This window comes from Arthrobacter sp. QXT-31, from assembly GCF_001969265.1.
Classification (GTDB): Bacteria; Actinomycetota; Actinomycetes; order Actinomycetales; family Micrococcaceae; genus Arthrobacter.
Map to the genome: position 1 here is coordinate 3,068,519 of NZ_CP019304.1, position 14,011 is coordinate 3,082,529.

Annotated in this window: 11 protein-coding genes; 8 read left to right on the forward strand and 3 right to left on the reverse strand. The window is 68.5% G+C overall.

The window, feature by feature from the left end:
• Positions 1 to 107 precede the first annotated feature (107 nt).
• Positions 108 to 1,016, reverse strand: coding sequence for a factor-independent urate hydroxylase (gene pucL / locus BWQ92_RS13885; protein ID WP_076800365.1), 909 nt, complete (start codon positions 1,014 to 1,016; stop codon positions 108 to 110).
• A gap of 375 nt (positions 1,017 to 1,391) precedes the next feature.
• On the opposite strand from pucL, the gene BWQ92_RS23860 reads away from it, so the two are divergent.
• Positions 1,392 to 1,565, forward strand: a complete 174-nt coding sequence (locus BWQ92_RS23860) for a hypothetical protein (protein WP_172411654.1) — start codon at positions 1,392 to 1,394, stop codon at positions 1,563 to 1,565.
• Between the two features lie 156 nt (positions 1,566 to 1,721).
• Here the strand turns inward: BWQ92_RS23860 and ligD are convergent, their stop codons facing one another.
• Positions 1,722 to 2,966, reverse strand: a complete 1,245-nt coding sequence (gene ligD / locus BWQ92_RS13890; protein WP_076800367.1) for a non-homologous end-joining DNA ligase — start codon at positions 2,964 to 2,966, stop codon at positions 1,722 to 1,724.
• 45 nt (positions 2,967 to 3,011) lie between these two features.
• Positions 3,012 to 4,415, reverse strand: a complete 1,404-nt coding sequence (locus BWQ92_RS13895) for an 8-oxoguanine deaminase (protein WP_076800369.1) — start codon at positions 4,413 to 4,415, stop codon at positions 3,012 to 3,014.
• 404 nt (positions 4,416 to 4,819) lie between these two features.
• Here BWQ92_RS13895 and BWQ92_RS13900 point away from each other — a divergent pair, with 404 nt between their 5' ends.
• The 7 genes from BWQ92_RS13900 (at position 4,820) to BWQ92_RS13930 (ending at position 14,009) form a co-directional block, all read left to right on the forward strand.
• Positions 4,820 to 5,314, forward strand: a complete 495-nt coding sequence (locus tag BWQ92_RS13900) for a nucleoside deaminase (RefSeq protein ID WP_076800371.1) — start codon at positions 4,820 to 4,822, stop codon at positions 5,312 to 5,314.
• Between the two features lie 6 nt (positions 5,315 to 5,320).
• Positions 5,321 to 6,886 carry an NCS2 family permease gene (locus tag BWQ92_RS13905; protein WP_076800373.1) on the forward strand — a complete coding sequence of 522 codons (1,566 nt, stop codon included), beginning with the start codon at positions 5,321 to 5,323 and terminating at the stop codon, positions 6,884 to 6,886.
• 199 nt (positions 6,887 to 7,085) lie between these two features.
• A complete protein-coding gene (locus tag BWQ92_RS13910) occupies positions 7,086 to 8,483 on the forward strand; it encodes an XdhC family protein (protein ID WP_076800375.1) in 1,398 nt (465 codons plus the stop codon).
• Positions 8,474 to 9,412 carry an FAD binding domain-containing protein gene (locus BWQ92_RS13915; RefSeq protein ID WP_076800376.1) on the forward strand — a complete coding sequence of 313 codons (939 nt, stop codon included), beginning with the start codon at positions 8,474 to 8,476 and terminating at the stop codon, positions 9,410 to 9,412. Before BWQ92_RS13910 ends, BWQ92_RS13915 begins: the two co-directional genes overlap by 10 nt.
• A gap of 2 nt (positions 9,413 to 9,414) precedes the next feature.
• Positions 9,415 to 12,333 carry a molybdopterin-dependent oxidoreductase gene (locus BWQ92_RS13920; protein ID WP_076800378.1) on the forward strand — a complete coding sequence of 973 codons (2,919 nt, stop codon included), beginning with the start codon at positions 9,415 to 9,417 and terminating at the stop codon, positions 12,331 to 12,333.
• 57 nt (positions 12,334 to 12,390) lie between these two features.
• A complete protein-coding gene (locus tag BWQ92_RS13925; protein WP_076800380.1) occupies positions 12,391 to 13,371 on the forward strand; it encodes an aldo/keto reductase in 981 nt (326 codons plus the stop codon).
• Positions 13,371 to 14,009 (forward strand): uracil-DNA glycosylase, encoded by a 639-nt coding sequence (locus BWQ92_RS13930; RefSeq protein WP_076800382.1) that lies wholly within the window; start codon positions 13,371 to 13,373, stop codon positions 14,007 to 14,009. Before BWQ92_RS13925 ends, BWQ92_RS13930 begins: the two co-directional genes overlap by 1 nt.
• The last annotated feature ends 2 nt before the right edge of the window (positions 14,010 to 14,011 follow it).

The following is a 14,011-nucleotide window of genomic DNA, read 5'->3' on the forward strand; positions in this document are numbered from 1 at the left end:
TTGCTTCGGTGTGTTGCTGTGTTGCTGTGTTGCTGTGTTGCTGTGTTGCTGTGGGGTGCCGGCGGGCCCGCCGGACCTCTCGTGTCCGCGGGCCCGCCGGCTGGGGTTTAGCAGAAGCCGGCGATGCCTGACCAGGCGGCGTCGGCTGCTTCGGCGTCGTCGCGCTGGATGGTGGCCTCGATGAGTCCGTACGGGCGGTCGGCCGCGTAGAAGACCTCGTTGTGGTTGTCGAGCCCGAACGGCGAGAGGTCCACGAGGAAGTGGTGCTTGTTGGGCATCGAGAACTTGATTTCCTCGATCTCGCTGTGGGCCTCCAGGACCTTCGCGCCCATGTCGAACAGGGTCTGCTGCAGGGCGTGGGAGTACTTCTCGGTGAAGCCTTCCAGCAGGAGGCTCTTGACGTCCTCGTAGCTCTTGTTGAAGTCCAGCGAGCTGAAGTCCGTGCCGGACTTGAAGCGCCAGCGGGCCGAGACGTCGGTTGCCAGGATGCGGTCGGTGGTCTCCTGCAGGGTGGTGTACTTGTCCTTCGGGTATCCGACGAAGCCGGACTGCGTGGACTTCAGGACGGTCAGGTCCTTGAGTCCGGAGATCAGGTGGGTGGCGGCGCCGTCGCGGACCAGGACGGCGGTGCGGACTTCCTGGCCCTTGCGGACGAAGGAGTGGTCGTGTGCGGTGCCGTGCGCCTGGATGCGTTCCCAGGCGTAGGACTCCGCCTCCCAACGGCCGCCGGTGACCCAGTCGAAGCTGGAGGTGAAGTGCTCGCCGAGGCGGAGCAGGAAGGCCTCGGGGGAGCCGACACCTTCCCGGGCGAAGGCGTAGATGGTGTTCTTCTGGGTGTCGGTGGCCACCACGTGGGCGTTGTCGCCCTCGAGGTGGGCGGCTTCGAAATCACCGCGGAGCTGCGAGGTGACGTTCAGGTCCTCGATCTCATGGCGGTCGGTGTCGCGGGTGATCTTGACGACGCGGACTTCGGCCTTGCCGTACTGGTTGTGGCCGAGGACGATCTTGTTGCTCATGGTCTGTTCCCAACTTCCGGTATGTGGAACGAAGGTCCCACATAGAAATTAAGTGCGTGTTTCCCACGCATTTCCTGTGGCGTCGACCCAAACAAAAAATGAGCCGACATCAGTTGATGCCAGCTCATTACGACCCTGCCTGCTGCTCCCAGGTTACGTGACCTAGGCCACGAATTGCCTACAAGCGTAGCGCAGCTTTCCGGTGGTGTACATCACAAATTCAAAAAACCGATTGTGACCGAGTGGTGGAAGGTTCCTCGGGTGGAGGCTCTTGACGCACCGCCCCGCGTCTCCATAAGATTTCACATATCAAAAACAAATTTCCGCGTTGCGAAAATAATGCAAGCGGGCAAGGCAAGAAACGAGGAGGAACAGATGGACTCGCAGGATCAGAACAACGTCGCGGAATTCCCGGCGCCCGGCCAGGAGCTGTACCTGCCGTTCGGCGCCACGGATCCCGACTTCTACATCCCGGCGGACTGCGACCGGCGCTCCGGCAGCCTGTCCCGGTGGCTCCGGGCGCTCCCGGTCTTTGGCCGGCGCCCGTAACCCGCGACGGCGAACTGTAAGTACTGCAGGACGCGCATATGGTCCGGCGACACCCGAATTCAGGTGTCGCCGGGCCATTTCCGCGTCGCCAGGCCATTTCCGTGTCGCCACGATTTATTTGTGTCCCCGGGCGGTCTGCGCGTCAGTGCCCCGGCCTCAGGACGCCGGGCGCCCGGGCCATTCCTTGCCTGCCCACGGGTCGTAGTCGGCGATCAGCTCTTCCTGCAACGGGCGCTCAGCTTCAGGGACATGCTGCAGATTCACCCGTACCCGGTACCAGAGCGAGCTTGACCCGCGCATACCGTCGACCAGCACGTCGGCCGGAGAGAGCGCCGGCACCACGCCGGCATGCCGGGACTTCCACTCCTCCAGCGCGGCAAGCGCCTCGGGCTTGGTCCTGGTGCGGGCCACCTCGATAAGCGGCATCACCGACTGCCGGCGGCCGGAACCGTTGACCCCGCGCGGGGCCTTCTCGGCGGGCCCAAGCTCGGCGGCCAGCGCGAGCAGCCCGTCGAGGGTGCCGGCGGCATCGTCAATTCCCTCATGCGGGTCACCCACGTCCGCGAAGCGTGCCGGCACGGTGGAGACCGTAAACTGCTCCGGCCGGGCAGAACGGACCTCATCCCATGTGAGCGGCGTCGAGACCCGGGCATCGGGCAGCGGCCGCACCGAGTAGGCCGAGGCCACCGTGCGGTCCTTCGCGTTCTGGTTGAAGTCCACGAATACGCTCTCGCCGCGCTCCTCCTTCCACCAGCGTGCGGTGGCAAGGCCGGGAGCGCGGTTTTCGACTTCCCGGGCAAGGGTCTCCGCCGCGAGCCGCACGTCCCGGTACGACCACCGCGGCGCGATGCGGACCAGGATGTGGAGTCCCCGCGATCCGCTCGTCTTCGGCCACCCGACGAGACCCACGTCGTCGAGCACCTCCCGCGCGACATAGGCGACGTCGACGATCTGCGACCAGTCGACCCCCGGCATCGGATCCAGGTCCACGCGCAGTTCGTCCGGATGGTCGAGGTCCTCGGCGCGCACCGGATGCGGGTTGAGGTCGAGGCAGCCCAGGTTCACCACCCACGCCAGGCCCGCAGCATCCCTGATCACGGCTTCCTCCGCGGATGTCCCCGACGCATAGCGCAGCGTCGTCGTGTCGATGAACTCGGGGTGGTTTTCGGGCACGCGCTTCTGGAAGAACGGCTCCGCGTCGATGCCCTTCGGGAAGCGCTTGAGCACCATCGGCCGGCCGCCTGCCCCGCGGAGGGCGCCATCGGCGACGGCCAGGTAGTAGCGCACCAAGTCGAGCTTCGTCAGTCCGGGCTCCGGGAACACCACCTTGTCCGGACTCGAGATGCGGACCTCGTGGCCGGCAATGTCCAGGATCTCGGCCGGTGTCTTCGACGGAGTCATGCCGCCACGCTAGCAGTTGGCCAACCACACCGGAACGGCTCGGCGTCAGCCGTTGACCAGCCGGCGCGCAGCCGCCGAATGGTCCGCGATCAGCCCTGCCACGTCCAGCCCCGGAATCTGTCCGTCCATAACCCGCCACTCGCCGCCCACCATCACCCGGTCGGCGCGGTCGGCGGCGCACAGCAGCAGGGCGGCAAGAGGGTCGTGACTGCCGGAGAACCGCAGGTCATCCAGCCGGAACAGGGCGAGGTCCGCCTGCATGCCGGGTGCCAGTTGGCCGAGGTCCGGACGCCCAAGCGCCGCCGCCGATCCGCGCGTTGCCCAGCCGAGCGCCCGCTCCACCGGAACCTGGGCCCCGTAGCGCAGCCGTTGCAGGTACAGTGCCTGCCGCGCCTCGAGAATCATGTTGGACGCATCGTTCGACGCCGATCCGTCCACTCCCAGCCCCACGGGCACTCCCGCTTCCTCCAGTTCGAGCACCCGGGCCGTGCCGGACGCGAGGCGCATGTTCGACGTCGGGCAGTGGGCGACGGCGGTTCCCGCCGCCCCCAGCCGGGCAATTTCAGCGTCGCTGAAATGGATGCCGTGGCCCAGCCATGTCCGCTCCGTCAGCCAGCCGACGCTGTCCAGGTAGTCCACGGTGCGCAGACCGAACGTCTCGAGGCAGAACTGCTCCTCATCCAGGGTTTCGGCGAGGTGGGTGTGCAGCCGGACGTCGTGCCGCTCCGCCAGCGCGGCGCTCTCGGCCATGATCTCCTTGGTGACGGAAAACGGCGAGCAGGGCGCCAGCGCAATCTGGATCACGGCCCCGTCGCCGCGCTCGTGGTACTCGCGGATCAGCCGTTCGCTGTCCGCCAGCACCACCTCCGGCGCCTGCACCGTCGACTGCGGCGGCAGGCCGCCGTCGTTCTCTCCCAGAGTCATGGATCCCCGGGTCAGCGTGGCCCGCATGCCCAGGCGCCGGACGGCGCCGACCTCGACGTCGACCGCGTCCTCCATCCCGCCCGGGAAGAGGTAGTGGTGGTCGGCGGCGGTGGTGCAGCCGGAGAGCAGCAGTTCGGCGAGGGCCACCGTGGCGGCGAGTTCAAGATCCTGCGGGGTGAGCCTGGCCCAGACCGGGTAGAGGTTCTGCAGCCAGGGGAACAGGGGAGCGTTGGCCACGGGCCCCCAGGCGCGGGTGAGTGTCTGGTAGAAGTGGTGGTGCGTGTTGATCAGGCCGGGCAAGAGGACGTGGTTGCCGGCCTCGAAGGTCCGGTGGCACGGTGCGGAGGGCGTCTGGCCGGCGCCAAGCACCTCCACGATTCTGCCGCCGCTCACCACAAGGCCGCCCGAGGCGTCGAGGCTGTTGGCGGTGAAGGCTGCGAGCGGGTTCCGGATCCAGAGCCGGGAAGCGTCGGCCGGGAGTTTTGCTGAAGGGGCAGGTGCTGAAGCGTTAATCGGCTGGGTCATGAAGGTCCTTGTCTGAGCGTGCTGATACTTTCCAGCTCAGTGGTCCTGTCTGCTGATCCAGGGGACGTGCTGCCCCTGTAACGTGACACGCGGGCGGCAGGTCGGCACCAGCGTAGGGCTGGCCAGGGCGGGCGGTCAATGGCGGCGGATTGTGACCGCGGGGTGTGAGCAGTCGGTGACACGCATTTCACATTGCGAAATTAAGTTTCCAGAAAACTATGGCGCGGGCCACAATCCGGTGCTAATCTCGATGTTGCCAAAGGCGGGCACCCGGGCTCCGGGAAGCTATCTACCAGGCGCAACTTAACCTTCAAAAGCACATGCTGAAGCCTGGTAACCGTCGCATCTGGTCCTTTCCGTTCCGTCCGCGGGGTACCGGCTTCCACAGCAAAGGGAGTCGCATCATGAGTACCACCGTCACGGCCGAGGCATTCCTGGCCAGGGCCATCCAATTGGCCACCGCCAACGTCCTGAACAGCGGAGGCCCGTTTGGCGCCGTGATCGTCACCGCCGACGGTCAGACGTTCGACGGCGTCAACCGGGTCACGGCCGACAACGATCCCACCGCCCACGCCGAGGTCACGGCAATCCGCCGCGCGTGCAGCGGGCTTGGCACGTTCGATCTCCGCGGGGCCACCCTCTACAGCAGCTGCGAGCCATGCCCCATGTGCCTCGCCTCCGCGCTCTGGGCACGCATAGACCGCGTCGTCTTCGCCGCCGACCGGCACGATGCCGCCTCCGTGGGCTTTGATGACGCCGTCTTCTACGAGTACTTCGACAACAAGGACCGGAACAGCCTGATGCCGGTCTCTAAGCTTGAGTTGGGTCACCCGGACGCCCCGGCGATCCTGGAACCGTTCAACACCTGGAACACGCTCGAATCCAGGATTGACTACTAGGGCCCGGTGGCTGACATGACAATCCTGGACAATTCCGCTGAAAAGCAGGCTGCGCTCGAGGGTGCAGGGCAGACAGCGGCACTTGAAATGCACCAGTCAACCGGCAAGGCGCAGCGGGGCACCAGCCCCAAACCCCCGGCGTCGAACTCGTTCCTGGACCGCTTCTTCCACATCACGCGGCGGGGTTCCACCGTGGCCCGCGAGGTGCGCGGCGGACTGGTCACCTTCTTCACGATGGCCTACATCGTGATCCTCAATCCACTGATCCTCGGCGGGTTCAGCGCGGACAACGCTCCGACGGACGTCGCGGGCGGCTGGCTGTCGGCGGCGCAGGTGGGCGCGGTCACCGGGCTGACAGCCGGCGTCATGACCATCGCGTTCGGACTGATCGCGAACCTGCCGTTCGGCCTGGCAGCCGGACTGGGCATCAACTCCTTCCTCGCCGTGGCGGTGATCCAGGAGGTCACCTGGGCGGAGGCCATGGGCCTGGTGGTCATCAACGGCATCCTCATTGTCCTGTTCGGTGTCACCGGCGCGCGGACAGCGATCTTCCGGGCCGTGCCCAAGGAGCTGAAGGCTGCCATCACGGTGGGCATCGGCCTGTTCATCGCCTTCATCGGCTTCGTGGATTCGGGCTTTGTCAAGGCCACCGCCGGCGGACCGCCCGTCCAGCTCGGCGACAACGGGTCCATCACCTCGGTGCCCACCATCGTCTTCATCGTCGGCCTGCTGACCATGGGCATCCTCGTGGCACGGAAGGTGCAGGGCGGCCTGCTCATCGGCATCGTCGCCACCACGGTGCTCGCCGCGGTCGTGGAGGCCGTGCTGCACATCGGCCCCGCCAGCGACACCAACCCCGGCGGCTGGCACCTGAACACGCCGGTGCTGTCGGGCCACCTGGTCTCCGCGCCGGACCTCAGCCTGGTGGGGCAGTTCGACCTGTTCGGAGCCTTCGGACGGATCGGCGGTCTCGCCGCCACGATGCTGGTGTTCACGCTTGTGTTCACCAACTTCTTCGATGCCATGGGCACCATGACCGGGCTCGCGAAGAGCGCAGGGGTGGCGCACAAGGACGGAACCTTCCCCCGGCTCAAGTCCGCCTTCATTGTTGAAGGCGTCGGTGCGGTGGCCGGCGGCGCAACGTCGGGTTCCTCCAACACCGTGTATATCGACTCCGCTGCCGGGATCGGCGAGGGCGCCCGGACCGGGCTCGCCTCGGTAGTCACCGGCGCGCTGTTCCTGGGCTCGATGTTCCTCACCCCGCTCACCAGCGTGGTGCCGCTCGAGGTGGCCGCCGCCGCCCTGGTGGTGGTGGGCGCCATGATGATGGCCCAGATCCGCGAAATCAAGTTCACCAAGTTCGCGGTGGCCCTGCCGGCCTTCCTGACCATCGTCACCATGCCGCTGAGCTACTCGATCGCCAACGGGATCGGCGTGGGCTTCGTGACCTGGGCGGTGATCGGCGCGGCCTCCGGCAAGGCGAAGAAGATCCACCCGCTGATGTGGGTGGTGACCGTGGGCTTCGTAATCTACTTCGCACGGGGACCGGTCGGGGCGCTGCTCGGGGCCTAAGGACCCGGCCAGGAAAATGCGGCACGACGCGGAAAATGCTCCGCGACGCGCAAACGGCCGGCGGACACGGGAATTCCCGCCTCGCCGGACCGTTTGCGCGTCGCCGGGCCCGACTGGCGCCGAAACCTCGCCAAATGCTTTCCACTACCAAGGATAGGAACGAGAATATGGGCACCACACGGGAAGAGGGAGTGCTGCCATGCTGGATCTGATGCCTTCCCTGGCCGGCTGGCGCCCGGCCGCCTCCGGTGAACGGTGTGCCGTTGCCACCATCATCACCGCCAGCGGCTCGGTGCCGCGCCCGCCCGGGACCTCCATGCTGGTGTCCGAATCGGGCGAGATCCTGGGCAGCCTCTCCGGCGGCTGCGTGGAGGGGGCCGTGGTTGCCTCCGCACTGGAGGTGATGGCCGACGGCGGCAGCCGCCTTGAGGCGTTCGGGTACAGTCCCGAGGACGCGTTCGCCGTCGGTCTCACCTGCGGCGGTGAGCTGGAAGTCCACATCCAGCCCCTGGATGGCAGTGCCGCCGGCCTTGGGGCGCTCCGGACGATGGCCGCCAGTGATCCCGAGCGGCCGCTGGCCCTGATCCGGCGCATCGACGCCCCGGGGGACGGGGCGGATGCCGGCGGGACGCTCTCCGGCACAACATTGTCCGACAGCGCATTGGGGGCTGCCGGAAAAGGCGCGGATGCGGGCGCACAGTCCCCTTCCGCCGTCGTGATTCCCGACCCGGGAAGCTACCGGGTGGCCAAATCCGCCGAGCTCGCTGCGCTGCTGGGGCTCGACGCTCCGGGCCTGGACGCTGGGGCCAGGCGGGAAGCGCTGCTGGCGGCGGCGGCCCAGCTCGAACCGCTGCTGCGCGGCGGCAGGACGGGGCTGGTCCGGCTGGCGCCGCCGCAGGGCTGTGCCGGGGTTACCTCGCCGGAGCCCGTGACCCTGCTGGTGGAAAGCCGGCTGCCGCAGGCCCGGCTGCTGGTGTTCGGCGCCAACGACTTCGGCGCGGCGCTGGTGCCGGCCGCGAAGCTGCTCGGCTACCGCGTCACACTGTGCGACGCCCGGCCGGCCTTCGCGGCACAGGAGCGCTTCGCCGCCGCGGACGAGGTGGCCAGGGACTGGCCGCACCGGTACCTCGCCGCGGAAGCAGCCGCCGGGCGGATCGATTCCCGCACGGTCATCTGCGTGCTGACCCACGACCCGAAGTTCGACATTCCGCTGCTGCAGGAAGCCCTGGGGCTGGATGTTGCCTTCGTTGGCGCCCTGGGCTCCCGCCGCAGCCACCGGCAGCGCATCGACGGGCTGCTCGAGGCGGGCGTTGCCCCGGAGCTGCTGGCACGGCTGCATTCACCCATCGGCCTGGACCTTGGCGCGGTCACACCGGCGGAAGTGGCCGTCTCCATCACCGCCGAGCTGATCGCGGCCCGCACCGGCTCCGTCGCCTGCACTCCGTTGCGGGACGGCACCGGGCCCATCCATTCGCTTCCCGCCGGGAACGGCGGCGCACCGGCGCCTGGACCGTACCCGGAACCCGGCGCGCCGGCAGCCGGCCCAGCCCCGGCATTCACTAAAGAACAGGCATCCCAGGAGATCGCATGGACATGAACACCATCGAGGCGGTGGTCCGCACCACCGACCCCGCCGACTGGCGCGACGGCGACGCCTGGCTGGCGGGCGGCACCGTCCTCTTTTCCTACGGCAGCACCGCCTTCGGCCCCGAACCGCTGCGGCGCCTGCTGGACCTCGGCTCGGCAGGCTGGCAGCCCGTCACCGTCACGGAAGACGGCATTGAGCTCGCCGCCACCTGCACCGTAGCCGAACTGTACGCGCTCCCGGAACGGCTGGCCGCCGAAGACGCCGGGGCAGCCGGCTGGCCCGCTCATCAAAGCTGGCCCGGCCTGGACCTGGTCCGGCCCTGCTGCGACTCCTTCGTGGCGTCCTTCAAGGTCTGGAACATGTCCACCGTGGGCGGCAACCTGTGCACGTCCCTGCCTGCCGGTCCGATGATCTCGCTGTGCGCGGGACTGGACGGCACGGCCACGCTCCTCGGCCCGGGCGGCTCCCGGCGGGAGCTGCCGGTGGCCGATTTCATCACGGGGGACGGGCAAAATGCCCTGGCACCCGGCGAGCTGCTCCGCAGCATCAGCCTCCCGGCGTCGGCCCTGTCCTCCCGGGTGGCGTTCCGCCGGCTCTCGCTGAGCAACCTCGGCAGGTCGGGGGTGCTGCTGATCGGAAGGCTCGACGGCGGCGGCCGCTTTACGCTTACCGTCACCGCCGCCACCAAGCGGCCCGTGCAGCTCCGGTTCGAAGAGTTGCCCGGGGCGCAGGAGCTGGCCGGCGGACTCGGGTCCGCCATTCCGGAGGGCCTGTACCACGACGACATCCACGGGCTGCCCGCCTGGCGCCGGGACATGACCCACCGCCTGGCCGGGGAAATCGTGGCCGAACTCGCCTTGCCCGCCGGAGCGCCGGTGACAGTCTCCGGCGACTTCTGGCCGCCGCAAACTACACAGCAGACCAAGAGAGGGGCCTGAGCATGGCCATGGAAATCAACGGTGCGCCGGTGCAGGCGCAGCCGCGGCCCGGCCAGTGCCTGCGCACGTTCCTTCGGGAGCAGGGCAACTTCGGCGTCAAGAAAGGCTGCGACGGCGGCGACTGCGGTGCCTGCACTGTACACGTTGACGGCACTCCGGTGCACAGCTGCATCTACCCGGCCGTGCGCGCGGAAGGCCATGCCGTCACCACGATCGAAGGCCTCGCGGCCACCAGTGAGGGGGCCGAGCTGCACCCCGTGCAGCAGCAGTTCCTGGACCGCCAGGGCTTCCAGTGCGGGTTCTGCACGGCGGGTATGGTGATGACCGCGGCCACGTTCGACGACGCCCAGAAGGACAACCTGCCGCGCAACATGAAGGGAAACCTGTGCCGCTGCACCGGGTACCGGGCCATCGCGGATGCCGTCTGCGGCCACGAAGGCCACCCCGCCCCGGAAGGACCGGGCTCGGGAATCGCCGGCGAGGGGCAGCCCGCGCCGGAGCCCGGCCGGCTGGGTGACGACGTCCCTGCCCCGGCCAGCCGCGCCGTGGTCACGGGGCAGGCCCGCTACACGCTGGACGTCCCGGCCGAGGCGCTGCCTGGCCTGCTGCACCTCAAGCTTGTGCGCTCCCCGCATGCCCACGCCCGGGTGCTGTCCATCGACACGGCGGCGGCCATGCAGGTGCCGGGTGTGGTGGCAGTGCTCACCGCGGAGGACGCACCCGGGCAGCTGTTTTCCAGCGCCCAGCACGAGCTCTATACTGACGACCCCGACGACACGCGGGTGCTGGACACCGTGGTGAGGTTCCGGGGCCAGCGGGTGGCCGCCGTCGTCGCCGAATCGGTGGCTGCCGCGGAAGCCGGCGTCCGTGCGGTCCGTGTCGAGTACGAGGAACTGCCCGCGGTGTTCACCCCGCAGGACGCGATCCTGCCCGGCGCCCCCGCCCTGCACGGGGACAAGGACGCCGGTGAGGCACGGATCGCCCAGCCGGAACGGAACATCGTTGCCGAGCTGCACTCCGAACTCGGCAGTGTCAGCGACGGTTTCGCGGCCGCCGACTTCATCCACGAGCAGACGTACCGGACCCAGCGCGTCCAGCACGTCGCGCTGGAAACCCACGCCGCCATTGCTTCAGTGGATGACGACGGCCGCCTGCAGGTGCGCACCTCCAGCCAGGTGCCGTTCCTGGTGCGCCGCACGCTTTGCCGGGTGTTCGGGCTGCCGGAGGACCAGGTCCACGTGGTGGCAGGCCGGGTGGGCGGCGGGTTCGGCGGAAAGCAGGAGGTGCTGACCGAGGACATCGCGGCGCTCGCCGCCCTGAAGCTGCGCCGCCCGGTGCAGCTCGAGTTCACCCGCACGGAGCAGTTCACCGCCAGCACCACCCGGCACCCGTTCACCATCAAGCTTAAGGCCGGCGCCAGCAAGGACGGCAGGCTCACGGCCCTGCATCTGGATGTCCTGACAAACACCGGGGCGTACGGGAACCACGCCCCGGGCGTCATGTTCCACGGCTGCGGCGAATCCCTGGCCGTCTACAAGTGCGACAACAAGAAGGTGGACGCGCTCGCCGTCTACACCAACACCGTGCCGTCCGGCGCGTTCCGCGGGTACGGGCTCAGCCAGATGATCTTCGCCATCGAATCGGGGATCGACGAACTGGCGGCGGGCATCGGCATGGACCCGCTGGAGTTCCGCCGCCGCAACATGGTCCGCGAGGGTGACGACATGCTCTCCACGCATTCGGAGCCGGAGGAGGACGTCCACTACGGCAGCTACGGGCTGGACCAGTGCACGCGCCTGGTGCAGGACGCGCTGGAACGCGGCCGCGAACGCTACCGGGCCGCCGGACTCGATGACCTCGGCCCGGACTGGGTCACGGGGGAGGGCACGGCACTGTCCATGATCGACACCGTGCCGCCGCGGGGCCACTTCGCCCACGCCAAGCTCCGGCTCCTGGCCGACGGAACGTACGCCGCCGACGTCGGAACCGCCGAATTCGGCAACGGCACCACCACGGTCCACGCCCAGCTGGCGGCGACCGCGCTGTCCACGGTGGCCGCGCGGGTTGCGGTCCGGCAGTCCGACACGGACCTGATCGAGCACGACACCGGTGCGTTCGGCTCGGCCGGCACCGTGGTGGCCGGCAAGGCGACGCTCGCCGCCGCCGAGGAGCTGGCCGTACGGATCCGCGCTTTTGCCGCCGGCGTCCGGCAGATCCAGTCGTCCGGCTGCGTGCTCGACGGCGACGCCGTCGTCTGCGAGGGAACCCGCGTCCCGCTCACTGAACTGTTCGACGCCGCCCGGCAGGCCGGCGTCGAACTCGAAGCCGAGGGGCGCTGGGGCGGCACGCCACGTTCGGTGGCCTTCAACGTCCACGGCTTCCGGGTGGCGGTTAATACCGGGACCGGTGAGCTGCGGATCCTGCAGAGCGTGCAGGCGGCCGACGCCGGCGTGGTGGTGAATCCGCGGCAGTGCCGTGGCCAGATCGAGGGCGGGATCGCCCAGGCCCTGGGTGCCGCCCTTTACGAGGAGGTCCGGGTGGACGACGCCGGCCGGGTCACCACGGACATCCTCCGGCAGTACCACATCCCGTCCTTCGCCGACGTGCCGCGCAGCGAGGTGTACTTCGCGGACACCAATGATGCAATGGGGCCGCTCGGTGCCAAGTCCATGAGCGAAAGCCCCTTCAATCCCGTGGCACCCGCGCTGGCCAACGCCATCCGGAATGCCACCGGTGTGCGGTTCGCCGAGCTGCCGATCGCCCGGGACAAGATCTACCTCGGACTGAAGGAGGCGGGACTGGTTCCTGCTGCCAGCGTTCCGGCTGGCAGTGTTCCTGGCGCCAGCGTTCCCGCAGGCGGTGTTCCTACAGGCGGTGTTCCCGCAGGTAGGGGCAACGCGGAGTCACTTTGCGCCCAATAACCCCCGCCGGAGGGCGCGAAGTGACCCGGCGTGGGCTTCGCAACATATAGTCGGGGGATGGAACAGCGCATCTTAGGCAAGACCGGACGGAACGTTTCAGTCGTTGGACTGGGAACCTGGCAGCTCGGCGCGGACTGGGGCAACGTTGACCCGGCCCAGGCACAGGCTATCCTCGCCGCCTCCGCGGAGGCCGGCGTGACCTTCTTTGACACCGCGGACGTCTACGGGGACGGGCGCAGCGAGCAGGCCATCGGAGCATTCCTCGCCGACAATCCGGGCACGGGCATCACGGTGGCCACGAAGATGGGCCGCCGGCTCGAGCAGCAGCCCGAAAACTACAACCTGGCCAACTTCCGCGAGTGGGTGGACCGGTCCCGCCGCAACCTGCGGGCCGAATCGCTGGACCTGGTCCAGCTGCACTGCCCGCCCACCGCCGTGTACAGCCGCAACGAGGTGTACGACGCCCTGGACACCCTGGTGGCGGAGGGTGCCATCCAAAACTACGGCGTCAGCGTGGAACGGACCGACGAAGCCCTCGAAGCACTGCTCCACAGTGGCACCGCCTCGGTGCAGATCATCCTGAACGCTTTCCGGCTCAAGCCGCTGGAGGAAGTGCTCCCCGCTGCGAAGTCCGCCGGCGTGGGCATCATCGCCCGGGTTCCGCTCGCCTCCGGCCTGCTGTCCGGGAAGTACACGAAGGAGACAGTCTTCGCCGCGGACGACCACCGCAACTACAACCGCGCCGGTGACGCCTTCGACGTCGGCGAAACCTTCTCCGGCGTTGACTTCGAGCTGGGGCTCAAAGCGGTGGCCGAGTTTGAGCAGCTGGTGCCGGAAGGAACCGGAACCGCGCAGGCGGCCATCGCATGGGTGGCGGCCCAGGCCGGCGTCACGTCGGTCATTCCGGGTGCACGTTCCGTGGAGCAGGCCAGGGCCAACGCCGCCGCGGCAGCAACTGTGCTGAGCCCGGAATTCGACGAGGGCGTGCGCTGGATCTACGACCACTACTTCCGCGAGGCAGTCCACCCCCGCTGGTGATGGCTTCCGTCGAGGAGTTCATTTCCCGGCTCGCCGCCGTGGAAACCACTCCGGCGCGCAACAACTTCTTCGACCACTCGGTTCCCGCCAACGCCCTGCGCCGGCACAACCTCGCGGCCTACCTCGGGGACATGCTGGAGCGGGCGCCGAGGGTGCTGCTGGTGGGGGAGGCGCCGGGCTTCCGAGGCATGCGGATCACCGGTGTCCCCTTTACCAACCGCACCATGTTCCAGGGACCGGCCAACCACTTCGGGCTCGTCGGTGCCGGTCACCGGTATGTGCTTCCGCCGGAGGCCGCCGGAGTGGCTGCGGAGCCAACGGCCACCGTGATGTGGGAGGTCCTGGCCGAGCTCGACTTCCTCCCCTTGCTGTGGAGTGCCTGCCCCTGGCACACGCATGTGCCGGGAAAGCCGCTGTCCAACCGCACTCCCACACCTGCGGACGCCGCGCTGGGCACCCCCTTCTGGCAGGCCCTGGCCGGGATCTTTTCCATCGAGACCGTGGTGGCCGTGGGAAATGTCGCGCACAGCAGCCTCCGCCGCAGCGGCCTGGACGTGCCGAAAATCAGGCATCCGGCCCATGGCGGGAGGGCCCGCTTCAAGCAGGGGCTGCAGGACCTTCTCGCAGCGGGGATGTAACA